Below are 23,471 nucleotides of genomic sequence, written 5' to 3'. Positions count from 1 at the left end.
CTGGATTCCCCGCCTTCGCGGGGAATGACACCGTGCGTCCCCCCACCTCGCCTTGACATTTTGACAACTTTTGGGGGCCTTCTCACGGCCCCGATTTTGGGGCTAATAAGACCCCGAAAGCCGCTCCTTGGAGCGCATTTTGCTGCTGTCGGGTCAAAAGCAGCCAAAAACAGCCATTTCCAACGAGAAAGCCCATCATGAAACGCGTCGACGCCCACGGATTGAAGATTGCTCCCGTCCTGTTCGATTTCATCGCCAAGGAAGCGGCCCCGAAGACGGGAATCGCGCCGGATGCGTTCTGGGCCGGGCTTGCCGCCATCATCAAGGAGCTGGGCCCGAAGAACCGCGCGCTGCTGGCGGTGCGCGACACGCTGCAGGCCAAGATCGACGACTGGCACCGCGCCAACAAGGGCAAGGCGTTCGACCTCAATGCCTATACCGCCTTCCTGAAGGAGATCGGCTATCTCGTCCCGGAGCCGGCGACGCAGAAGGTCGAGACCACCAATGTGGACGAGGAGATCGGCAAGATCTGCGGCCCGCAGCTGGTCGTGCCCCTGACCAACGCACGGTACGCGCTGAATGCGGCGAATGCGCGCTGGGGCTCGCTCTATGACGCCTTCTACGGCACCGACGCGATCCCGCACGATCCGTCCGAGAGCGGCAAGGGCTACAACAAGGCGCGCGGCGACAAGGTGATCGCAAAAGCGAAAGCCTTCCTCGATGCCGCCGTGCCGTTGGCGACCGGCAGTCACACCGACGTCACCGCCTATAGCGTGGTCGCAGGCCAGCTCGCGGTGAAGCTGAAGAGCGGCAACGCCACCGCGCTGAAGAACGCCGCGCAATTCGCGGGCTTCCAGGGCGACGCAGCCGCACCGAGCGCGGTGCTGCTCGCCAACAACGGCCTGCATGTCGAGGTGAAGATCGACCGCACCAGCGCGATCGGCAAGGACGATCCGGCCGGCGTTGCGGACATGGTCATGGAGTCCGCGGTCTCCACGATTCTCGACATGGAAGACTCGGTCGCGGCCGTCGATGCCGAGGACAAGGTGCTGGTCTATCGCAACACGCTCGGCCTGATGAACGGCACGCTGTCGGCCGATTTCGAGAAGGGCGGCAAGACGCTGACGCGCTCGCTCAATGCCGACCGCAGCTACAAGACGCCTGACGGCAAGGGCGAGATCAAGCTGCACGGCCGCAGCCTGCTGCTGATGCGCAATTGCGGTCACCACATGTTCACCGACGCGGTGCTGGACGACAAGGGCGAGGAAATTCCGGAAGGCCTGCTCGACGCCGCCGTCTCCGGGCTTCTTGCCGTGCATGATCTGAAAGGCAACTCCAAGGTCAAGAACAGCCGCACGGGATCTGCCTATATCGTCAAGCCGAAGATGCACGGCCCCGACGAGGTGTCGCTGACCTGCGAGATCTTCGACCGCGTCGAGAAGATGCTGTCGCTGCCCGAGAACACGCTCAAGGTCGGCATCATGGACGAGGAGCGGCGCACCACCGTCAACCTCAAGGCCTGCATCCAGCGCGCCTCCAAGCGCATCATGTTCATCAACACCGGCTTCCTCGACCGTACCGGCGACGAGATCCACACCTCGATGGAGGCGGGTCCGATGATCCGCAAGAACGAGATGAAGGCGCAGCCCTGGATCAAGTCCTATGAGGATTGGAACGTCGACATGGGCCTGACCTGTGGCCTGCCCGGCCATGCCCAGATCGGCAAGGGCATGTGGGCCGCGCCCGACAAGATGGCGGACATGCTGGCCCAGAAGCTCGCCCATCCGCAGGCCGGCGCCACCACCGCCTGGGTGCCCTCGCCGACGGCCGCGACGCTGCACGCGCTGCACTACCACCAGGTCAACGTCACCGCGCGCCAGCAGGAGCTCGCCAAGGGCGGCCCACGCGCGAAGCTCGAAGACATCCTCACCATCCCGGTGTCGAAATCGAACTGGGCACCCGACGACGTCAAGCAGGAGATCGACAACAACTGCCAGGGCATTCTGGGCTATGTCGTGCGCTGGATCGACCAGGGCGTCGGCTGCTCCAAGGTGCCTGACATCCACGACGTCGGCCTGATGGAAGACCGTGCCACCTTGCGCATTTCCAGCCAACACCTCGCCAACTGGCTGCACCAGGGCGTCATCACCGAGGCGCAGGTGATGGAATCGCTCAAGCGCATGGCGGTCGTCGTCGACAAGCAGAATGCGGGCGATCCCATCTACAAGCCGATGGCGCCCGCCTTCGACGGCACGGCCTTCAAGGCGGCTAGCGACCTCATCTTCAAGGGGCGCGAGCAGCCGAACGGCTACACCGAATACATCCTCACCGCCCGCCGCCGCGAGGCCAAAGCGGCGGGGTAGGCCCGAATAACCGAGCACCAAAGCCCCGGCTCACGCCGGGGCTTTTTTGTTGGAGCCGTAGCCCGGATGGAGCGAAGTGTAATCCGGGGCCGCTATGGTTTGGGGCAAGACCCGGATTGCGCTGCGATCCGTCCGGGCTACGAAAGCCCGGCTAGAACACGGCCAGATATTTCAGCAGCGACACGATGCCGATGATGATGACGACGACGCGCGCGATCTGCTTGGCGCGGCCGTCCATCGGCAGCATGTTGATGAGGTAAAGTACGAGAATGACGACGAGAAAGGTGACGAGTACGCCGACCAGCATCGCTAGGACCCCCCTTTAGGCAAAATTGCTGACAGTCTCCTAACGCGCAACTCCCGGCTTGGTTCCATCGACGCAACCCTCTGCAACTTCTAGTAAATACGTACTTCTACCGTCAGCCGGCCTGCCTAAAACTTTACCCTTTTCCTTTCAGATGCGGTCACCGTTTGGGCCCTGAGCCACAAACGGCATGCGATTGCCTGGTCTTGCGTGCGCCCACTTTTGCGATGTTGCCGGGGCGACTTCACGCACTTTGTAATGGGAATTGGGGGACTTCGATGCTGAATCGTCTGACCGTATCCGCGCTGCTGAAGGCGGTGATCGCGATCACGTCGGTCTGCGTGGTGATCGCACTCTCGCTCACCGCCTACGAGTCCTGGGATCGCCTGAAGACCGCCAACCGCATCTCGCAGATCGCCGACACGTCCGCCGATCTGTTCAAGGCGATGCACAATCTGCGCACCGACCGCTCGACCACGGTCCGCCTCCTGAACGCGACCGAGCCGATGGACGGCGAGATCGAGAAATATCTGCGCGCCCTGCGCGATGCCCAAATGCCCGCCATGGCGCGCGCGATCGAGCTGCTGCCGACCATCGACTTTCCGCAATCGGGTACGCTGGTACCGGAGCTCGCGCGCCTCTACAAGCTGCTGATCGAGGAGCAGAAGCAGTTCTGGGAGGATGTGGCCAAGCCGAAGGACCAGCGCCGCGCCGGCCTGCCCAAGGAATACATGGAGACGACACAGGGCCTGCTCGACACGCTCGACAAGCTTTCGAACACGTTGGCCGCCACCGTCAATCACCTGGACGCCGCGATCGACCAGCTCCTGTCGATCAAGCAGAACGCCTGGCTGCTCCGCAACACCGCGGGTGAGGCGTCGCTGATCGTCTCGACCGGGCTGGCCGCCGGCAAGATCACCCCGGAAGGCCGCTACGCCTATACCCAACATGTCGGCGGCACGAGCGCGATGTGGAAGGCGCTAGAGTTGTCGACGTCCGGCATGCAGTTGCCGGCGGGGCTCGCCGCCGCGATGGCCTCCGCCAAGACCTCTTATTTCGAGCCGCAATATCTGGCCTTGCGCGACCGTCTCGCGGACGCGCTGGTCAAGGGTGAGAAGCCAGAGATGACGGCGAACCAATGGAGCCCGCTCACGGTCGGTCGCATGGCGAGCGCGGTCGCAGTAGCAGAAGGTGCGCTCGATGCTGCCAAGATCCACACGCAGGAGCAGCGCGGCGCCGCACAGCGCGCACTCATCGTGCAGCTTACGCTGCTGGCGCTCGCCGTGGGGCTTGCCGTCGGCGCGATCATGCTGGTCAGCCGCCGCGTCATCACTCCGCTCAACACCATTCGCGACGCCATGCTCAAGGTCGCCGGCGGCGACCTTGCCGTCGACAGCGGCTATCTCGACCGCAACGACGAGATCGGCGCGCTTGCCGGCGCGCTGGAGACCTTCAAGCAGCAGGCCAACGAGAAGCTCACGATCGAGGCGCAGGAGCGCGAACGCAATGCGGGCGCCTCGGCGCGCCAGCGCGCGGTCGAGACCTATGTCGGCGAGTTCGAGGGCGCGGTGCGCAAAACGCTCGGCGAATTGAGCGAAGCCTCCGGTGAAATGCGCAAGACCTCGGGCGATCTCTCCGCGGTATCGCGGCAGACCAACGACCGCGTGCAGGTCGCGGGCAAGGCCTCCAATGACGCGTCCATGAGCGTCGACAGCGTCGCCGCCGCCGCGGAGGAGCTCAGCGCCTCGATCAACGACATCAGCCAGCAGGCCGCGCATGCCGCAGGCATCGCCAGCCGCGCCGTGACCCAGGCGCGCGACACCGACGGCACGGTCCAGGGACTTCAGAAGTCGGCCGGCCGCATCGGCGAGGTTGTCGGCCTGATCAACACCATTGCGCAACAGACCAATTTGCTCGCGCTCAACGCCACGATCGAGGCGGCCCGGGCAGGCGAAGCGGGGCGCGGCTTTGCCGTGGTCGCCTCCGAGGTGAAGTCGCTGGCGAGCCAGACGGCCAAGGCGACCGAGGAGATCTCCGAGCAGATCGCCGACATCCAGAAGGTCGCGGGCGATGCCATCAGCGCGATCCAGACCATCGGCGGCATCATCGGCGAAGTGAACGAGGTTGCGACCGCGATCGCCGCCGCCGTGCAGGAGCAGGGAGCGGCCACGCAAGAGATCACCCGCAGCACCCAGTTTGCGGCGCAGGGCACCAAGAACGTCTCGGACAACATCACCGGCGTCAAATCCGATGCCGACGCTGCCGCAGCCGCCGCTGACAACGTAAAACACGCCTCCGAGATGCTTGAGAGCCAGAGCCGCCAGCTCGGCCATGAGGTCAGCGACTTCCTCGGCAAGATCCGCGCGGCGTAGCGTAGGCCGTTAAAGAGAGAGCCGCGCCCCACACCCTCAACGTCGTCCTGGCTTTCGCCAGGACGACGTTGAGGGCTACTCCTTCGCCACTACCGGCACTTGGCGGAATCTTGCGCGCACCGAATCCGGCAACGGGGAGAAATTCATCGCGACACCGCGGCGGTCGTTCGCATTGCGGCTGGCGACCACCAGACCGTCGGCGCCCGCGACGATGTCGCCCTTGCGCAAGGTGGGATCGTCGTCGATCTTGACCTGAGCGAGCCCGACCGGATCTTTGCCGTTGCAGGTGCAGCCTGCGACAATCTCATTGCGATAGCGGAACGCGTTGGGCAGGTCGGAATAGGATTTCCCCTTGTCCGTCGTCGCGTCCTCGATGTTGCCGCCATAGACCAGCGAGGTCTCCGAGGCCGGACAGAAGCTCTTGCAGGATTGCGCCTTGCTCTCGGAATCATTTCCCTGCGCCGGGAAATAACGTCCGTCGCAGCCGCGCACGCAATAGGCCGTGCCGCCGCCGTAGGAGGAGGCCCGCTGGCGCGGCGTGTCGTAGCGCGGCATGTCATCGGTCTGGAACGGCATGCGAATCTCTGGCGCCGCCCGCCCGCGGAAGCCGCCGAACAGGGCCGAGAAAAAGTCCTCCGCATGGGCCGATGGGGTCAGCGCGAGGCCGAAGGAGGCAACGGCGACGAATGCCGCCGCGCCACCGGCGAGTTTGCCGATCGAACGTCTCTTCATGTGACCTCACTCGACCCTTAGTTGACGGCCGAATTCGAAATGTTCAGCGCCTGACGGCCCGAGGGCAGCGCCGTCACGGCCGGACGCTTGCGCACGGAATCCCCGGCTTTGGCCATCAGCGGCGCGTTCTTGGGCAGCACAACGACCTTGGCACCGACATTGACGCGGCCGAACAGGTCGGTGACGTCCTCATTGGTCATGCGGATGCAGCCGGACGAGACGAACTTGCCGATCGTGGTGGGATCGTTGGTGCCATGGATGCGGTATTCGCTCGACCCGAGATACATCGCACGCGCGCCGAGCGGATTACCGGGGCCGCCAGCGACGAAGCGGGGCAGATAGGGTTGGCGCGCGATCATCTCAGCCGGCGGATGCCAGTCCGGCCACTCCGCCTTGCGGCTGACGCTCTGCACGCCCGACCAGGTGAAACCCTCGCGCCCGACACCGACGCCATAACGGATGGCGCGGCCCTGGCCGAGCACATAGTAAAGATAGGTATTGTTGGTATCGATGACGATGGTACCGGCCGGCTCGCTGCGGTCGAAGCTGACAATCTGCTTGCGCAGGCGATCGGGCAGCGCGGCATCCTCGTCGGAAGCCTGCACGTTCGGGCTTGCATAGCCTTGGTTCGCATAGCCTTGGTTTGCATAACCCTGCGAATAGCCCTGGTCCTGCGGGTAGGCCTGATCCTGCGGATAGGTGTAGCCCAGCGTCTGTGCGCTTGCGGCGCCGAACGGCACTGCCAGCAAAGCGGTTGCGAACGCGAATGCGGTGATGCGGCGCGGCGATAAGCGGCGTCGGACTGCAGAGAACTTCGTCATGTGCTGCCCCGTTGGATACCTGCATCAGGGTGATGCTGTGGTCCGACCAACGCGGTCGTGCCGATACAAGTTCCCCTGCCGGATGCAGCAGCGACGTCACAGTCAAGCGAGCATTTCTTCACGAAGCCGCGATGGAACTCCCAGGCCGCTTGGACGTTCTCTCCTGGTCGTTGGGCGCGCGGACCGAACAGACTCCGTGCCGGAGAGGTATTGTGCGCGTCCTTCCCAGTGAACGTATGACTTCCGGCAACGGCGAAGGCACCCCGCTTCCCGAGAGCCACGGCGAGCTCCCCCCGGTGATCCGCCGCACTGAGCTCGTCGCCTTCTCCCTCGCCGGACTGCTCCTCATTGCAATCGTCGCGGTGCTCTATGTCGGAAAGGCGTTCTTTCTGCCTGTTGTGATGGCGTTCGTCACCGGCACGATGCTCTCACCGGCAGCGACCTTCCTGGAGAAACGGAAAGTGCCGCGGAGCCTCGCCGCCGCGCTGATCGTGTTCGCGGTGACCGCCGTGGTCGGCTTCATCGTTGCGCTGATCGCCTCGCCAGCGATGGAATGGAGCTCGCGCCTGCCCGAACTCGGCGCGCAGTTGAAAGACAAGGTCCACGTGTTCGACCGGCCACTGGCGCTGTGGCGGGAGCTGCAGATGATGCTCGGCGGCTCGGAGGGATTGCCAAGTTTCCAGATGCCGAAATTCGACTGGGTGCAGCCGACGATCGAATTCCTGTCACCGACCTTTACCGAATTCCTGCTGTTCTTCGTCACCCTGATCCTATTCATCGCTAGCTGGCGGGACCTGCGACGGGCGATGATCATGACCTTCAGCGATCATGAGGCACGGCTGCGCACGCTTCGCATCCTCAACGAGATCGAGGTCCATCTCGGCAACTACCTCTTGACCGTGACCCTCATCAATGTCGGCGTCGGCGTCGCCGCCGGCATTGTCTGCGCGCTCACCGGAATGCCCAATCCGGCTGGCCTCGGCGCGCTCGCGGCCACCCTCAATTTCATTCCGATCATCGGACCGGTGGCCATGTTCGCCATTCTGGTCGTGGTGGGACTGGTCACCTTTCCGACCGTCAGCGGCGGCCTGATGGCGGCGCTCGCCTTTGGCGGCATCACCTTCCTGGAGGGACATTTCGTCACGCCGACCATCATCGGCCGACGGCTGGCGCTCAATGCGCTCGCGGTGCTGCTGGCGCTGGCGTTCTGGACCTGGCTGTGGGGCCCGATGGGCGCGTTCCTGTCGTCGCCGCTGCTGATCGTCGCCCTGATCCTGAAGGAGCATCTGTTGCCGCAGGATTCGCCGCAGCTCCCGCAGGACTAACCGGTTTCCGTGGACGGAACTTACGCGACGACGAAACGTTTCCCGGCTGTCTCAACCGTCAACCGCTCGGAGCCCCCGATGTCCGCCACCAATGCCGAAGCCGGGATGAGAGACTGGACCGACAAAGCCACCCGAGAACGCCTCGAGAAGGATGTAGCAGCCGTGAAAAGCGATATCGCCGCCCTCACCGATCAGATCACCGACGCGCTCAATACTTTTGCCAACTCCTCCAGCAAGCAAGCCCGCCGCGGCTATAGCCAGGCGCGCGAAAACGTGGATTCCGCGATCGACGATATGTCGGAACGCGGCAGCGCGATGATGGGCGCGGCACAGGAGGCCTATGGCTCGATCGAGGAGACGCTGGAGGACGCGATCACGCAGCGGCCGCTCGCGACCGTCGGGCTCGCGCTCGGCATCGGCTTCCTGATCGGCGCGGTCTGGCGTCGCTGAGATCGCGAACGGGTATTGAGACGGTGGCGCAGCGGCGCCGCCGGTGCCGGCTTGTGGGGATCTGAGGAGCAAGGCCATGTTTCAGCGCATCATCGACGGGATCAGCGCATCCACCGGTACTACTGTGCGGCTGACATCGCTGGCAGCAGGCGCGGCGCTCGCACTCTTCATCACCACGTGCTTCCTATGCGCGGCAGCGTTCATTTCTGTGCTCAACAAATATGGACCGGTGCAGGCCTGCCTCGCCGGTGCAGGCATTTTCTTTCTGCTGACCCTGACCGCAGCGGTGAGCTATTGGGTCTACAAACGGCAGCTGCGCAAGCAAGCTCATATCGCAGCCGAGCGCGCCACGAGGTCGGCGGCCTCGAGCATGCTCGCGGACCCCATGCTGCTCGCCACCGGACTCCAGATCGTTCGCGCCATCGGGATCAAGCGGCTGTTGCCGATCCTGGCGATCGGCGGCGTCGCCCTCGGAATCATGGCGAGCCGCGCCGGCGTACCCGACGATGCCTCGGCCGAACCTGCCGAGTAGCGGCTAGCGCGCGCGCGTTAGAAAATTTCGTCATAGGTCCCGCAAGCGCATCTTTCGGAATTCGACACCCGCGGGCGCCCGGCCCAATTTGCGTCGCCCGACGCGAATGTCCCTACTCACGCAAACGCTACTCGGATAGGCAGGCGGTTGCCGCTAAAAGCAGCGCCCCTGATTCCAAAAGTCATTTTTTCGATGAAACCGTCTGTGCAGGCGAACCTCACCGCATTCCATCACGACCCCCGGCTCTATTTGACGCTCGGCATCGCCAACTGGTCGGTTTTCGTCGACCACATCCCGAACAACGTGGTCAATTTGCTGACGCTGCGCAACTTCGGCTTCAGCGGCGCCGCAGACTTGTTCGTGTTCGTGGTGGGCTATGGCGTCGCGATCATTCACGGCAGGATAGCGCTTGAGCGCGGCTACGTTGTCGCGGCGACGCGCATCTTTCGCCGCGTCTGGCGGCTGTATGCCGCCTATGTCGTGCTGTTCGTGATCTATATCGACACCATCGCCTATGTCGCCTCGCAATCGATGGCGCCCGAAATCATCCACGAATACAACATATCGGGAATTCTCGAACACCCGCTGCGAATCCTGGTGCGTGGCCTCGTGCTCCAGGAGGAGCCGCTGAATCTCGATCTGTTACAGCTGATGATCCCGCTGATGGCCTTCTTTCCCCTCGCGCTGTGGGGGCTGTTGCGGCGGCCGAACCTGACGCTTGTGGCATCGGTCGCGCTGTACGTTGCGGCGCGCTGGTTCGACTGGAATTTCCGGGTCTATCCGGACCAGGAGTGGACCTTCAACCCGTTCTGCTGGCAGATGCTGATGGTGCTGGGCGGCTGGTTCGCCGTGACCGGTGCGTCGGGCCGCGCGCTACACGGCCTGTCCTGGCTGCGCGTGCTTGCAGGCGCCTATCTCGTATTCGCAATGGCGATCACGCTGATGCGCCACTCGCCGGCGCTTGCCGCCTACCTGCCGGACATCGTGCTCGACAACATCACGCCGACCGACAAGGAAAACCTCGCACCCTATCGCGTAGTCCACTTCCTCGCACTCGCTTTCATCGCGACACATCTCGTGCCGGCCGATCATCCCGGCCTGCAATGGAGATCGCTGCGGGCAGTCATCCGATGCGGCGAGGAATGGCTCGCGGTGTTCTGCGTCGGCGTATTCCTGTCCTTAGCCGGCCATCTCATCCTGATCACCGGTGCCAATCTGATGGTGATGCAGATCGCCGTGAGTCTGGCCGGCTTCGCGGCGATGGCCGCGGTCGCATACTACATCGCCTGGTCGAAGCGGCAGGACCTGCCGGCGGCCTTGCGGCAACAGGCCTAGCCCGGCACCTTCCGATTCCGCTAGGCCGGCCATCGCGGCTGGGCTAAGCGGAGCGGCAGCGGATTGCGCGAGGAGGCGGGGCGTGGCGATGGCGAATGGCGGGGGTGAGGGAGCCGACAGCGCGCCCCGGCGCGGCCGGCCGAGGTCGATCGAGACCACCAACGCCATTCTCCAAAGCGCCTATGCGCTGATGGCCACCACCGGCCTTGCCGCCACCACCATCGACGCGATCGCGCGCCACTCCAGCGTCTCCAAGATGACGATCTACAAATGGTGGCCCTCCCGCGAAGCCTTGCTGATCGACGCCTTCCTTCATCAAGCCGCGCAGATGCTGCCGCTGCCGCCTGCAAGCTCGGGCAGCCCCGCCGCGCGCGCACGCCGCCATGCGGCCGCCTATGCCGAAGCGCTCCAAGGCGAGTTCGGCAAGGTCCAGCTCGCCGTCATCTCCGAATGCATCTCCAAGACCGGCTCCGCCGAGCTGTTCTACGCCCGCTACCTGCACTTCCGCCGCGACGCGCTGGTCGAGATGATCGCCGCCGGCCAAAACGACGGCAGCATTCTGGCGGAAGCACCGCCGGAGGATCTCTACGACGCGATCTATGGCAGCCTGTTCTACCGTTACGTCTTCGGCATCGCGCCGATCACACCGGCCTACGTGCGCAATCTGGTTGACCTCGTGCTGCGGTCGAAGAGCTAACCTGGAATCACCGCGCGGGCCGGATCGGTGCCGACAGCTTGTCGGTGCGGTCGCGCTCGGTCATGTCCTCGACCGTCTCCATCGGCGCGGTCAGCTCATAGACATAGGAGACGTCGGTGAAATAGCGCTTGGCGGTGCCGCCGAGCGCCTCGGGCGCGACGCGGTCGAGCAGGATCAGGCCGAAATCGGAATCGGGGCGGCGCGTCGCTTCGCTGGTGTTGAACTCCTCCCAGCGGAAATAGAAGACCTCGCCGGCGCCCTCATTCGTCACCGTCCAATTGGCCGTGATGTGCGGATGCTTGCCGACCAGCGACAGGCCTTCGTCGGAGTGTGAGGCGAGCTCGAAGAACAGCAGCGAGAGGCTCTGCGCCGCGCGCGCGCTGACTGCGATATCAGGACCGGTAACGGCGATGCGGTCGGCATGCGGGATCGCGCGCGCCTCGAACAGGCCCTTCAGCTTGACACCCTGCCACTGGCTCTCGCTGAGCAGCGAGACGACATTGGACATGGCGTGGATGCGGCCGATCAGGAGCTCGCGCGCGACATCGATGTCGGAGCCATGGCGCAGCGTGCGGGTCACGATGGACTGGATCACCGCCAGGATGTTTTTGACCCGGTGGTTGAGCTCGTCGATGACAGCGGTCAGCCGGCGTTCGAAGCCGATTCTGACCTGGATTTCCCGGCTGAGCCGCAAATTGTTGTAGGCGACGTAGCCGAACAGGCCGCACACCATCGCGGTGATCGCAAAGCCGATCGCCGCCACGATGATCGCGGTCTGTTCGGCGCGGCGCGCCGAATTGGTCTTGGCGTAATAGCCGAGCTGCCAGTCGCGGCCACCGAAGCTCACCGTGCGCGTCGCCGACGGCGCGGGCCCATCGGCCGCCGTCGTTCGGCCGGAGACGACGCCTTGATCGTTGGCGACCAGCTCGCCACCCTCCAGGCGCGGATCCTTCAGCGCGACCGCGAACAACGACATGTCGTCGTTGGTCAGCATCAGGGAAGAGAGCTCGTAGGAAAATGTGATGAAGCCCGCCGGCTCCGTTGCGCCCTCGGGGATGACGGGAGCGGCCACAATGATGCCGATGGGCCCGTCGCCGCGCAGGAGGGCAACCGGTTCTGAGGCAACCGATCTCTTCTCCACTCTGGCGCGCGTCAGCATGGCGCTGCGCACCTGGTCCTGGTCGTAACTGCGACCAGGCAGCCCCTTGGTCTCGTTGCTGCGCGGCTCGAGATCCAGCAGCACGTCGATCGGCTGGGTGACACCTGCCGGATCGATCGGCTTGTCGTCATAGGTGCGGATTCGCGGATTGGGGAAGCCGGCGCTCGCGATGGCGGCCTGCGCTGCGGCAAGCTCGTTCGGCTTCAGGCGGGCCACCCAGCCCGCCACCACGAAATCGGTCTTGAAGGCGTAGATGGCCGAGCGCAGCGGCTCGAGCATGTTTGGCTTGAGCACCGACGGTGCCCGGAACAGGCCGGAGGCAACCCGAGCGAGCAGTTCGCGCTCGGTGAGCCGGTCCTGGACCAGGCTCGCATGGACGTCGATCGCGCGCGCCAGCGCGATCCGATCCAGCGCCAGCTCCTGGTCGTGGACGCGATAAGCCGCAAGCCCGGAGAGCAGGGCTCCGAGAAGAGCAATGAAGCCGATGATGAAACCCAGCCTGACCACGCGACTACTCAGGCGAAAGCAGGAGGTCGGCAATAAACACGGAGCATATGGACGCCGCTCGAACGGGCACGTGCCGAAACAGGGTGAACCCCAATGGCCGAGATAATGGAGGAGGAGGCATCGATACGCAACTTGGGTCGCCTGAGAAGCTTAAAGCCGCCCGGCCGATGGTCGGGCCGGGATGGATTTGCTCCGGGCACCGGAGGTAATCAATTGCCGTGACCGAAATTTGTTCCGCGGACACGGCTCTGCCCATGCCGTTATCGGGGGAAAACGCCTGCGCCAGGTGGTCGCGCCGGTCAGCTGGCCCGTTTCAAGCCGCCTTTGGCCTCGATGAAGCCGATGATGCGGTCCAGCCCCTGGCTCTTCTTCAGGTTGGTCATGACGAACGGTCGCTCGCCGCGCATGCGCCTGGCGTCCGTCTCCATCTTTTCCAAGGAGGCGCCGACATAGGGCGCCAGGTCGATCTTGTTGATCACAAGGAGGTCGGACCGGGTGATGCCGGGGCCGCCCTTTGACGGGATCTTGTCGCCGGCCGCCACGTCGATGACGTAAATGGTGAGATCGGCGAGCTCCGGGGAAAAAGTGGCAGCGAGGTTATCACCGCCCGATTCGATCAGCACGAGATCGAGCCCGGGAAACTTGGCGCGCATATCCGCTACCGCGGCGAGATTCATTGAGGCGTCCTCGCGGATCGCGGTGTGCGGGCAGCCGCCGGTCTCGACCCCGGCAATGCGATCCGGCGTCAGCGAGCCCGAGCGCACCAGGAATTCCGCATCCCATTTGGTGTAGATGTCGTTGGTGATCGCGGCGATGTCGTAGCGCTCGCGCATGGTCTTGCAGAGCAGGTCCATCAGCGCGGTCTTACCCGATCCGACCGGACCGCCGATGCCGACACGCAAGGGGCCGTGAGATGTAGCCATTGCTTCTTTCCTACGTCGTCCTGGCGGCTGCGGAGTGTACTGGCCGCAATCAAGATCTGAACAGCCGCGTGTATTGTGTCTCGTGCCGCAGGCTGGCGAGGTCGGCGCGAAACGTCGCGCCGCCGACATCGTCCAACGTCGCATTCAGCGCACGATTTGCCGTCGCGGCAGCCGCGGCTTCCAGCCTCACCAGCACGCGCTGGCTGTCGGTCTGGCCGAGCGGAATGAGCCGGCTGGCCGCGGAAATCCAGTTCGAGACCAGCGCATGCAGGAAGGCGTGCAGCGTCGGCGCCAGCGGCACGCCGTGCATCGCGGCGACCACGCCAACGGCAACGGGATAGACCAGTGGCGTCCGGCATGCCGCAACCATGGCATCCAGCCCGTCGGCATCCCACGCGGCGCGGGCGATATCGATGAAGGCACGGCCCTGCGATGTCGTCTCCAGCTGCCGCTCGCGCGAGGACACGAACGCCGCGGCGAGCTCGGCGATATCGCTCAAGGTGTCGCCCTCGCCCGCTTCAGTGGCGCGATAGGCGTGGACCAGAAACGTCGCATCGCAGAAGCCCGAGCCGTCGCGAAGCATCGCATCAAGCCAGTCCGCCAGCGACGCTGTGTCGGTGATGTCGCCGGCCTCGACCGCCCATTCGATGCCGCTGGAGTAGGAAAAGCCCCCGACGGGAAACGCGGGCGACAGCCAGGTCATCAACCGGTACAGCGCCGCCGCCTCGCGCTCCGCGAGGTCGCGGGCCGCGACCGGCTCATTTGTGGTCATGAGCATGCTTGTGGCCGTGGTGATGATCGGGGTGATCGCAATGCTCGTCGTGGTGATGGTGATCGTGACTGTCACCATGTGCGGCATGATCATGGTGGTGGCCATGATGATCATCGTGGCCATGATCGTGATGCGCATGGTCGTCGTGTCCATGCGCATGACCGGCATCGGCATAGGCGCCGCCCTCGGGATCGAACGGCGCCTCGATCTCGATCACGCGCGCACCGAGGCCCTTCACCATGGCTTCGATGACGTGGTCGCGGCGGATGCGCAGGCCCTTGGCCATGATCTGCGTCGGCAGATGGCGATTTCCGAGATGCCAGCCGACGCGAATAAGGTGGTGCGGATCGTGGCCGCGGATCTCGAGCAGCGGCTCGGGCGCGGCGACCACCTCGACCAGCCGGCCGTCCTCCAGCACCAGCGCATCGCCGCCGCGCAGCGCGACGGCATTCTCCAGGTCGAGCAGGAACTCGAGCCCCCGCGTCCCCGTCATCGCCATGCGGCGGCGGTGTCGATCGTCGAAATCGAGCACGACCGTATCCGCCGGCGCTTCCGCGAAGCGGTGTTGTCCCCTGACCTGCGTCGCCCGGATCATGCGCTTTACCCCGTTACCGTGTCTCGACCTTCTCGGGCGTGATCACTTCGATCTTCGGCGGCGCCGTAAAACACTTCACCGCGACGCGGCCGAAGGTCTTCATGTGCTCCATGGCGCGATGCGGCACCAGCGCCTCGGCATTCTCCCACTGCTCGACGAACACCATCTTGGCGGGATCGGTGACGCTCTCATGCAGATCATAGGCGATATTGCCGGGCTCTTTCCGGGTCTCCTTGATGCAGGCGGTGGCGGCTGCAATGAATTCGGCGCGCGTTTCAGGCTTGATGGTCAAGGTGGCGACGACATAGATCACGAGAAATCCTCCCGGCTTTTCTTCTGGGCTTCAGATACCGGGCGGGACCTTAGACCAGGCGGGATCGAACGCAAAACCGGAAAAGCTGTCTCCGATATGCGACCAAGACATATTCCTGGGACATGCGTTGAGGCGCTATTTCAGTACATGAAATATCGTTGCGCCATCGGCAGCACCTCGGCGGGGGCGCAGGTCAAAAGCTCGCCGTCGGCACGGACCTCATAGGTCTCCGGATCGACCTCGATATTGGGCGTGGCGTCGTTGTGAATCATGCTCTTCTTCGAGATCCTGCCGCGGGTGTTCTGGACTGCATAGAGCTTCTTGTCGATGCCGAGCTTGCGCGCGAGGCCACCGGTGATCGCGGCCTTCGAGGTGAACACCACAGAAGACGCAGTGCGCGCCTTGCCGAAGGCGCCGAACATCGGCTGGTAATGCACCGGCTGCGGGGTCGGGATCGAGGCGTTGGGATCGCCCATGGGAGCCGCGACGATCATGCCGCCCTTGACGACGCAATCCGGCTTGACGCCGAAGAAGGCCGGCGACCACAGCACGAGATCGGCGAGCTTGCCCTTCTCCACCGAGCCGATCAGCTTCGAAACGCCGTGGGCGATCGCGGGATTGATCGTGTATTTGGCGATGTAGCGCTTGACCCGGAAATTGTCGTTGTCCTTGCCCTTGTCCTGCGGCAACGAGCCGCGCTGCTTCTTCATCTTGTCGGCGGTCTGCCAAGTCCGGATGATGACCTCGCCGAGGCGGCCCATGGCCTGGGAGTCCGAGGAGATCATGGAGAGCGCGCCGAGATCATGCAGGATGTCCTCGGCCGCGATGGTCTCCTTGCGGATGCGGCTTTCAGCAAACGCCAGATCTTCCGCGATCGAGGGGTCGAGGTGGTGGCACACCATCAGCATGTCCAGATGCTCGTCGATGGTGTTGCGCGTGAAGGGCCGCGTCGGGTTGGTCGAGGACGGTAGCACGTTCTTCAGCCCCGCGACCTTGATGATATCAGGGGCGTGACCGCCGCCGGCGCCCTCGGTGTGGAAGGCGTGGATGGTGCGGCCCTTGAACGCCTTGATGGTATCCTCGACGAAGCCGGATTCGTTCAGCGTGTCGGTGTGGATCATCACCTGGATATCGTAGTCGTCGGCCACCGACAGGCAGGTGTCGATCGCGGCCGGCGTCGTGCCCCAGTCCTCGTGCAGCTTCAGCGCACAGGCGCCGGCCTTGATCATCTCTACCAGCGCGCCGGGCCGCGAGGCGTTGCCCTTGCCGGAGACGCCGAGATTGACCGGGAAGGCGTCGAACGACTGGATCATCCGGCCCATGTGCCACGGCCCCGGCGTGCAGGTGGTGGCGAACGTGCCGTGCGACGGACCGGTGCCGCCCCCTAGCATCGAGGTGACGCCCGACATCAGCGCGTGCTCGATCTGCTGCGGACAGATGAAATGGATGTGGCTGTCGAAGCCGCCGGCGGTGAGGATCTTGCCTTCACCCGCGATCACGTCGGTGCCGGGGCCGATGATGATGGTGACACCGGGCTGGATGTCGGGATTGCCGGCCTTGCCGATGCCAGCGATCATGCCGTCCTTGATCGCGACGTCGGCCTTCACGATGCCCCAGTGATCGACGATCAGCGCATTGGTGATGACGGTGTCCGCCGCGCCCTGCTTGTTGGTGACCTGCGACTGGCCCATGCCGTCGCGGATCACCTTGCCGCCGCCGAACTTCACTTCCTCGCCGTAGGTGGTGAAATCCTTCTCGACCTCGATGATGAGGTCGGTGTCGGCCAGCCGCACCTTGTCGCCGGTGGTCGGGCCGAACATGTCGGCATAGACGGAACGCTTTATTTTGACGGACATCACAAGCCCCGTTTGCGTTTGAATTTTGGATCGGTGCTCACAGAGAGGTCCTCGCTGTGAGCACCGTGTCGTCGAATGTCGTATCGAGCCAGGAGTTACCGCCGCGGCAACCGGCGACAACCTGCTCGGCCCAGTCGGTGTAATCGACGAGGTCGTCACGTTCCGCGGCCGTCGGATCCGAATGCACGCGCGCGCCGATATTGCTGATCTTGTCGGCGATCTTGATCAGCCTGGCGCCAGCCGATTTTTTCGGTGCGTCGAGCACCTGACGCCGCCGCCGCTCCGGCTTCGGCAGACTCATATCGTCGGTGCATTCCTCGACAAGCGACGCGACACGGTCGGAGAATTTTTGCGCGAGCTCCTCGCGCGTGGTGTCGGTGTCCTCGATCGCATCATGCAGCCAGCCGGCGGCAACGAGTTCGGCGTCGGTGCCGTCGGTCGCGGTCGCAAGCAGGTTCGCGACCTCGGCGAGGTGGTTGATGTAAGGCTCATGACCGCGGCCCTTGCGCGCCATGCCGTTGTGGCGGCGCGCGGCGAGTTCGGCGGCTTCGGAGATGAGGCGGACAGGTGACAGCATGGCAAAGTCCTCCGTTTTCGCCTCAACCGTGGCGCGCCACGCTCGTTCCTGTGGATTTCACAGCTTCCCCATCACGTCGCCGCGGAAGCCGTAGATGGTCTTCTTACCGGCCACCGCGACGAGCTGAACGTCGCGGGTCTGGCCCGGCTCGAAGCGAACGGCGGTGCCGGCGGCGATGTCGAGGCGCATGCCGCGGGCTTTCTTGCGATCGAACTTCAGCGCCGGGTTGGTCTCGAAGAAATGATAGTGCGAGCCGACCTGGATCGGGCGGTCGCCGGTGTTGGCGACCGTCAGCGTCACGGTCTTGCGGCCGGCATTGAGCTCGATCTCGCCGTCCTGGATGAAGAGTTCGCCGGGAATCATGCTTCTCTCCTACCTGATCGGCTCGTGCACGGTGACGAGCTTGGTGCCGTCCGGAAAGGTCGCCTCGACCTGGATGTCGTGGATCATCTCAGGGATTCCCGGCATCACCTGCTCGCGGGTGAGGACCTGCGCGCCCGCCTGCATCAGCTCGGCGACGGTGCGGCCATCGCGCGCGCCCTCGAGGATGAAATCGGAGATGAGCGCGATCGCCTCCGGATGGTTGAGCTTGACGCCGCGATCCAGCCGGCGGCGGGCCACGATCGCCGCCATCGAGATCAGAAGCTTGTCCTTTTCGCGGGGAGACAGGTTCATGCGAAATCTCTTCCGTTCAACACTTTCAGCCGATCAATTGAGCCAGAGCCGCGGCAACGCCGCACCGGTGCGCGCCAATACGGCCATCATGTCCGCGCGCAGCCGCGCCGCATCTTGGGCACAGAACCGTGCCATTGCAAAGCCATTCCAGGCGGATATCCCGACCTCGCCGGCGAAGGATTCCGATGCCTCGCGGAGACGCTCGATCAGGGCCTCGTCGCCGGGCACGATCAGCGCCGTGCCGATCGCAGCGCCGCCCTTGGCCACCGCCGATCGCGCAAGCTTTGCGCCGATATTGCCGTCGAGCCTGACGGTCTCGGCGAACACTAGCTTGCCGCCGCGACGCAGCCGCCAGTGGTCGACGAACTCGCCTTGCTTCATTCGTTCGCCCATGGCGGTACGGCCGAACACCACGATCTCGCACAGCAGAAGCGAGGCAGTCGCATCGAGGTCAATGTCGAAGCGGCGCCGAACGCGCGCCCGGTCGAACAGGATCGTCTCCTGCGGCAGCCAGCCGACATGTGCGCCTGCGGCAACCTTCAGCGTTATATTGAGCTCCGCCGCCTGCCCTGGCGCGCGGTAGACCTTTTCCGCGGCTGCCGTCGTCAGCGTCAGCTTCGAGCCATCTGCGGCCGCGATCTCGATGTCGAAGCGATCGCCGCCCGCAACGCCGCCGGCCGTGTTGACGAACACGCCGGAGAGACCCTCGTCCTCCGGCGAAGGGAAGCGCACGCGCAGCGAGCCGGACTCATGCAAGATCCCGCGACGTGTCACACCGTCACGCGCGTGGACGTCGAAGCGCACCGCGCCGCGGGCGCGGTTGGCGTCGAACACCGAAGATGTCGCTGAAACGTCGCTGCGCATCCGCCTCCCCAGCCGGTCGCGGCAGAATGGCTTACAGCGCCATCTGGCGGCTGATTTCGCTCGCGTCGAGATTGGAGCGGTCGCAGGTGAACTTCACCGCGCCGCGATCCATCACCGCAAAACTGTCGCCGAGTTCGCAGGCAAAGTCGAGATATTGTTCGACCAGCACGATGGCGATGTTGCCGAGATTGCGCAGGTACGAGATGGCTCGGCCGATATCCTTGATGATTGAGGGCTGGATGCCCTCGGTCGGCTCGTCGAGCAGCAGCAGCTTTGGCCGCATCACCAGCGCGCGCCCGATCGCGAGCTGTTGCTGCTGCCCGCCGGAGAGATCGCCGCCGCGCCGGCCGAGCATGGATTGCAGCACCGGGAACAGCGAGTACACGTCGTCCGGAATGTGCTTGTCCTCGCGCCTGAGCGGGCCGAAGCCGGTCTTGAGATTTTCCTCGACCGTCAGAAGCGGAAATATCTCGCGCCCCTGCGGCACGAAGCCGATGCCCTTGCGCGCGCGCTCATAGGGCTTCAGACCCGTGATATCGTTGCCGTCGAGCACGATCGCGCCCGAGGAAATCGGGTACTGCCCGACCATCGCGCGCAGGAGCGAGGTCTTGCCGACGCCGTTGCGCCCGAGCACGCAAGTCACCTTGCCGGGTTCGGCCGCGATCGAGACGCCACGCAGCGCCTGCGCCGCGCCGTAGAACAGGTTGATGTCCTTGACCTCAAGCATCGCTCACCGCCCCAGATAGACTTCGATGACCCGCTCGTTGGACGAGACCTGGTCGATGGTGCCTTCCGCGAGCACGGTACCCTCATGCAGGCAGGTGACCTTGACGCCGAGCTCGCGCACGAACGTCATGTCGTGCTCGACCACCATCACGGTGTGAGTCTTGTTGATTTGCTTGAGCAGCTCGGCGGTGAGATGCGTTTCGACGTCGGTCATGCCAGCGACGGGTTCGTCGACGAGAAGCAGTTTCGGATCCTGTGCGAGCAGCATGCCGATCTCGAGCCACTGCTTCTGGCCGTGGCTGAGGCTGCCGGCGAGACGGGCGCGAGCATCGGTGAGGCGGATCGTCTCCAGCACCTTGTCGATCTGCTCGGATTCCGCCCGGCTGCCGCGCCAGAACAGCGTACCCTTGACGCTGTGGTCGACATTGAGCGCGAGCAACAGATTGTCCTGCACGGTCTGGCTCTCGAACACGGTCGGCTTCTGGAATTTGCGGCCGATGCCGAGCTCGGCGATGCGGGTCTCGTCCAGCCGCGTCAGATCGGTGACGCCGTCGAACAGCACGGTGCCTTCGTCAGGCTTGGTCTTGCCGGTGATGATGTCCATCATCGTGGTCTTGCCGGCGCCGTTCGGGCCGATGATGGCGCGCATCTCGCCGGGTTCGAGCGTCAGCGAGAGGTTGTTGATGGCGTGGAAGCCGTCGAACGAAACGTGCACGCCGTCGAGATAAAGCATTGCGGAGGTGGCGCGGGTGTCCATGACGTTCATTGAGCTTCCTCCGCCATTTTAGGTTCGGCAACGCCGTCTTCGGCCGCGGCGCTCGCAATGGTCGCGGCGTCGCGCCTTTCCTTCGACGAGTCCCACCAGGCGTTGAAAGTGCCGACGATGCCCTTGGGCAGCAGCAGCGTCACCAGGATGAACATGGCGCCCAGCATGAACAGCCAGTAAGGCGCGAGCATGCCGGAGGTGAAGAACGTCTTTGCGTAGTTGACGACGACGGCGCCAAGCGCAGCGCCGACCAGCGTACCGCGGCCGCCGACCGCGACCCAGATCACTGCCTCGATCGAATTGCCCGGCGCGAATTCGCTTGGGTTGATGATGCCGACCTGCGGCACATAGAGCGCGCCGGCGACGCCGGCCATGCAGGCCGACACCGTGAACACGAACAGCTTGTAGGATTCGACGCGATAGCCGAGGAAGCGCGTGCGCGATTCCGCATCGCGCACGGCGATCAGTACTTTGCCGAGCTTGGACGAGACGATGGCGCGGCAGATCAGGAAGCCGGCGATCAGCGCCAGGCAGCTCAGCGCGAACAGCGCAGCACGCGTGCCCTCGGCCTGCACGTTGAAGCCCAAAATGTCCTTGAAGTCGGTCATGCCGTTGTTGCCGCCGAAGCCGAAATCGTTGCGGAAGAAGGCGAGCAGCAGTGCATAGGTCATCGCCTGCGTGATGATCGACAGATACACGCCCGTGACGCGGGAGCGGAAGGCGAGCCAGCCGAAGCAAAAGGCGAGCAGCCCCGGTACGATCAGCACCATCAGCGCGGCAAACCAGAACATGTCGAAGCCGTACCAGTACCAGGGCAGCTTCGAATAGTTCAGGAACACCATGAAGTCCGGCAGAATCGGGTTGCCGTAGACGCCGCGGCTGCCGATCTGCCGCATCAGGTACATGCCCATCGCGTAGCCGCCGAGCGCGAAGAAGGCGCCGTGGCCGAGCGAGAGGATGCCGCAATAGCCCCAGATCAGGTCAATCGAGAGCGCCAGGATGGCGTAGCAGACATATTTGCCCCAGAGCGCGACCAGATAGGTCGGCACTTGCAGGAACGAGCCCGCGGGCAGCAGCAGGTTGGAGAGCGGGATGAGGATGCCGCAGGCCACGACGACGGCAAGGAAGATCGTCGCGCCGCGGTCCAGCGATCGCGTCAGCATGTGAGGGGTCATGCTTCCACCGCACGGCCCTTGAGCGCGAACAGACCGCGCGGCCGCTTTTGAATGAACAGGATGATGAGAACGAGGATGGCGATCTTGCCGAGCACGGCGCCGGCGACCGGCTCCAGGAATTTGTTGGCGATGCCGAGCGTGAAGGCGCCGACCAGCGTGCCCCAGAGATTGCCGACGCCGCCGAACACGACGACCATGAAGCTGTCGATGATGTAGCTCTGGCCGAGATTGGGGCTGACATTGTCGATCTGAGACAGCGCCACGCCGGCGATGCCGGCAATGCCCGAGCCGAGGCCGAAGGTCAGCGCATCGACACGCGAGGTCGCGATGCCCATCGAAGCCGCCATGCGGCGGTTCTGCGTGACCGCGCGCATCTCGAGCCCGAGTGCGGTGTAGCGCAGCATCGCGAGCAGAATGACGAACACCGCGAGCGTGAAGACAAGGATCCAGAGCCGGTTATAGGTAATCGTGATCTGGCCGAGCTCGAATGCGCCGCTCATCCAGGAGGGATTGCCGACCTCGCGGTTGGTCGGACCGAACATGGTGCGCACCGCCTGCTGCAGCACCAGCGACAGACCCCATGTTGCCAACAGCGTCTCCAGCGGACGGCCATAGAGAAAGCGGATGATGCTGCGCTCGATCACGACGCCGAGCGCGCCCGCCACCAGGAAGGCGAGCGGCACCGCGATCAGCAGCGAATAGTCGAACAGGCCGGGATAGCGGGTGCGGATCACCTCCTGCACCACGAAGGTGGTGTAGGCTCCGATCATCACCATCTCGCCATGGGCCATGTTGATGACGCCCATCACGCCGAACGTGATGGCAAGCCCGATCGCGGCAAGCAGCAGCACCGAACCGAGCGAGAGGCCGTACCAGGCATTCTGCACCATCGACCAGACCGCGAGCGAACTCTGGATCGAGCCGATTGCGCTCGCGGCAGCCTTGGTCACCGAGGCCGGCTGGTCGCCCATGCCGGTGAGCAGCGCCATCGCCTCCTGGTCGCCGCGCGCCTTGATGGTGGCAACGGCTTCGAGCTTCTCGACCTCGGTGGCATCGGGCTTGAACAACAGGATCGCCGCGCGGGCGTCGCCCAGCGCAGCCTTGACGGATCGGTTGGTTTCCTTGGCGAGCGCGCCGTCGACGGCTTCGAGCGACGTCTCCTCATGCGACTTGAAGACGGATTGCGCCGCCTGGAGCCGCGCTCCGATGTCGGGTGACTGCAGCGTCAGACTGCCGATCGCGGCATCGACGCTGCGGCGCAGGCGGTTGTTGAGGCGGACCGCGCTTGCACTGTCGGGCACGCTGGCCACGGCCTGACCGGTCGCGGCATCGATCGACTTTCCGTCGGCGCCGGTGACGTACACCTTCTTGCTGTCCGGATCGGCCATCAGCCGGCCGTCCTGGAGCGCGCTGATGATCGGAAAGGCCAGCGTATTGCCGCTGCTCGCGACCACGCCGATCGCCTCTTCCGTGTCGGAATAATCGTCGTTGGCGAATTTGGCGACCGCATCCTCGAACGGACCAGCCAAGGCCGGCAGTGCGAACGCGATCAGGAACAACGAGAGCAGGAGCGAACAGAGGCGGGCGGACAAATTGGCTGGCACTGTGAAAGACCCCGGCAGAAAAGGGTGG

General features: G+C 64.4%; 24 protein-coding genes. 7 read left to right on the top strand and 17 right to left on the bottom strand.

Going from position 1 to position 23,471, the window contains the following annotated elements; all coding sequences use genetic code 11:
• Positions 1–197: 197 nt before the first annotated feature.
• On the top strand, positions 198–2,363 hold the full coding sequence (locus tag IVB48_RS31830; RefSeq protein ID WP_247406296.1) for a malate synthase G: 2,166 nt from the start codon (positions 198–200) through the stop codon (positions 2,361–2,363).
• Positions 2,364–2,514: 151 nt separating this feature from the next.
• Here IVB48_RS31830 and IVB48_RS31825 read toward each other — a convergent pair whose 3' ends face one another.
• A complete protein-coding gene (locus IVB48_RS31825; protein WP_007599832.1) occupies positions 2,515–2,670 on the bottom strand; it encodes a Thivi_2564 family membrane protein in 156 nt (51 codons plus the stop codon).
• 275 nt (positions 2,671–2,945) lie between these two features.
• Between IVB48_RS31825 and IVB48_RS31820 the strand changes: the two genes are divergently transcribed.
• Positions 2,946–5,039, top strand: a complete 2,094-nt coding sequence (locus IVB48_RS31820) for a methyl-accepting chemotaxis protein (protein WP_247406293.1) — start codon at positions 2,946–2,948, stop codon at positions 5,037–5,039.
• A 75-nt stretch (positions 5,040–5,114) separates the two neighbouring features.
• Here the strand turns inward: IVB48_RS31820 and IVB48_RS31815 are convergent, their stop codons facing one another.
• Complete coding sequence (locus IVB48_RS31815; RefSeq protein WP_247406290.1) at positions 5,115–5,771, bottom strand: DUF2865 domain-containing protein; 657 nt, start codon at positions 5,769–5,771, stop codon at positions 5,115–5,117.
• A 17-nt stretch (positions 5,772–5,788) separates the two neighbouring features.
• On the bottom strand, positions 5,789–6,592 hold the full coding sequence (locus IVB48_RS31810) for a L,D-transpeptidase (RefSeq protein ID WP_247406287.1): 804 nt from the start codon (positions 6,590–6,592) through the stop codon (positions 5,789–5,791).
• Positions 6,593–6,804: 212 nt separating this feature from the next.
• On the opposite strand from IVB48_RS31810, the gene IVB48_RS31805 reads away from it, so the two are divergent.
• From IVB48_RS31805 to IVB48_RS31785, 5 genes are all read left to right on the top strand, one after another.
• Entirely contained in the window at positions 6,805–7,917 is a 1,113-nt protein-coding gene (locus IVB48_RS31805) for an AI-2E family transporter (protein WP_027570223.1), read from the top strand.
• 78 nt (positions 7,918–7,995) lie between these two features.
• The gene (locus tag IVB48_RS31800) at positions 7,996–8,367 is read left to right on the top strand and encodes a DUF883 family protein (protein WP_027570222.1); all 372 of its coding nucleotides are present in this window, start codon (positions 7,996–7,998) and stop codon (positions 8,365–8,367) included.
• A 76-nt stretch (positions 8,368–8,443) separates the two neighbouring features.
• Complete coding sequence (locus IVB48_RS31795) at positions 8,444–8,899, top strand: hypothetical protein (protein ID WP_027570221.1); 456 nt, start codon at positions 8,444–8,446, stop codon at positions 8,897–8,899.
• 192 nt (positions 8,900–9,091) lie between these two features.
• Positions 9,092–10,234 (top strand): OpgC domain-containing protein, encoded by a 1,143-nt coding sequence (locus IVB48_RS31790; protein ID WP_247406284.1) that lies wholly within the window; start codon positions 9,092–9,094, stop codon positions 10,232–10,234.
• Positions 10,235–10,322: 88 nt separating this feature from the next.
• Positions 10,323–10,931 carry a TetR/AcrR family transcriptional regulator gene (locus IVB48_RS31785; RefSeq protein WP_247406482.1) on the top strand — a complete coding sequence of 203 codons (609 nt, stop codon included), beginning with the start codon at positions 10,323–10,325 and terminating at the stop codon, positions 10,929–10,931.
• Positions 10,932–10,938: 7 nt separating this feature from the next.
• On the opposite strand, the gene IVB48_RS31780 is transcribed toward IVB48_RS31785, so the two are convergent.
• From IVB48_RS31780 to urtB, 14 genes are all read right to left on the bottom strand, one after another.
• Complete coding sequence (locus IVB48_RS31780) at positions 10,939–12,597, bottom strand: HWE histidine kinase domain-containing protein (protein WP_027570218.1); 1,659 nt, start codon at positions 12,595–12,597, stop codon at positions 10,939–10,941.
• 299 nt (positions 12,598–12,896) lie between these two features.
• Positions 12,897–13,520 carry an urease accessory protein UreG gene (gene ureG, locus IVB48_RS31775; RefSeq protein ID WP_027570217.1) on the bottom strand — a complete coding sequence of 208 codons (624 nt, stop codon included), beginning with the start codon at positions 13,518–13,520 and terminating at the stop codon, positions 12,897–12,899.
• Between the two features lie 49 nt (positions 13,521–13,569).
• Positions 13,570–14,298, bottom strand: coding sequence for an urease accessory protein UreF (locus IVB48_RS31770; RefSeq protein ID WP_247406480.1), 729 nt, complete (start codon positions 14,296–14,298; stop codon positions 13,570–13,572).
• Positions 14,279–14,887 (bottom strand): urease accessory protein UreE, encoded by a 609-nt coding sequence (locus IVB48_RS31765; RefSeq protein ID WP_247406281.1) that lies wholly within the window; start codon positions 14,885–14,887, stop codon positions 14,279–14,281. Before IVB48_RS31765 ends, IVB48_RS31770 begins: the two co-directional genes overlap by 20 nt.
• A gap of 13 nt (positions 14,888–14,900) precedes the next feature.
• Positions 14,901–15,200 (bottom strand): putative quinol monooxygenase, encoded by a 300-nt coding sequence (locus tag IVB48_RS31760; protein ID WP_007599815.1) that lies wholly within the window; start codon positions 15,198–15,200, stop codon positions 14,901–14,903.
• Positions 15,201–15,340: 140 nt separating this feature from the next.
• The gene (ureC, locus tag IVB48_RS31755; protein ID WP_247406278.1) at positions 15,341–17,056 is read right to left on the bottom strand and encodes an urease subunit alpha; all 1,716 of its coding nucleotides are present in this window, start codon (positions 17,054–17,056) and stop codon (positions 15,341–15,343) included.
• Between the two features lie 37 nt (positions 17,057–17,093).
• Positions 17,094–17,633: an HD domain-containing protein gene (locus tag IVB48_RS31750; protein ID WP_247359505.1), complete on the bottom strand. Its 540-nt coding sequence runs from the start codon at positions 17,631–17,633 to the stop codon at positions 17,094–17,096.
• A 57-nt stretch (positions 17,634–17,690) separates the two neighbouring features.
• Complete coding sequence (locus IVB48_RS31745) at positions 17,691–17,996, bottom strand: urease subunit beta (RefSeq protein WP_007599812.1); 306 nt, start codon at positions 17,994–17,996, stop codon at positions 17,691–17,693.
• Between the two features lie 9 nt (positions 17,997–18,005).
• The gene (locus IVB48_RS31740; protein WP_027570212.1) at positions 18,006–18,308 is read right to left on the bottom strand and encodes an urease subunit gamma; all 303 of its coding nucleotides are present in this window, start codon (positions 18,306–18,308) and stop codon (positions 18,006–18,008) included.
• Between the two features lie 33 nt (positions 18,309–18,341).
• Entirely contained in the window at positions 18,342–19,172 is an 831-nt protein-coding gene (locus IVB48_RS31735; protein ID WP_247406275.1) for an urease accessory protein UreD, read from the bottom strand.
• Positions 19,173–19,203: 31 nt separating this feature from the next.
• Positions 19,204–19,899 carry an urea ABC transporter ATP-binding subunit UrtE gene (gene urtE / locus IVB48_RS31730; RefSeq protein ID WP_007599806.1) on the bottom strand — a complete coding sequence of 232 codons (696 nt, stop codon included), beginning with the start codon at positions 19,897–19,899 and terminating at the stop codon, positions 19,204–19,206.
• A gap of 3 nt (positions 19,900–19,902) precedes the next feature.
• Entirely contained in the window at positions 19,903–20,664 is a 762-nt protein-coding gene (gene urtD, locus IVB48_RS31725) for an urea ABC transporter ATP-binding protein UrtD (protein ID WP_247359503.1), read from the bottom strand.
• A complete protein-coding gene (gene urtC, locus IVB48_RS31720) occupies positions 20,661–21,839 on the bottom strand; it encodes an urea ABC transporter permease subunit UrtC (RefSeq protein ID WP_007599799.1) in 1,179 nt (392 codons plus the stop codon). The genes urtD and urtC overlap by 4 nt, the downstream gene beginning before the upstream one ends.
• Positions 21,836–23,443, bottom strand: a complete 1,608-nt coding sequence (gene urtB / locus IVB48_RS31715; RefSeq protein WP_027570209.1) for an urea ABC transporter permease subunit UrtB — start codon at positions 23,441–23,443, stop codon at positions 21,836–21,838. Before urtB ends, urtC begins: the two co-directional genes overlap by 4 nt.
• Positions 23,444–23,471 lie beyond the last annotated feature (28 nt).

The sequence above is a fragment of the Bradyrhizobium sp. 76 genome, assembly GCF_023073025.1.
Classification (GTDB): Bacteria; Pseudomonadota; Alphaproteobacteria; order Rhizobiales; family Xanthobacteraceae; genus Bradyrhizobium.
Note: the sequence above shows the minus strand (reverse complement) of the source record. Positions and strands in the feature narration are given on the sequence as shown.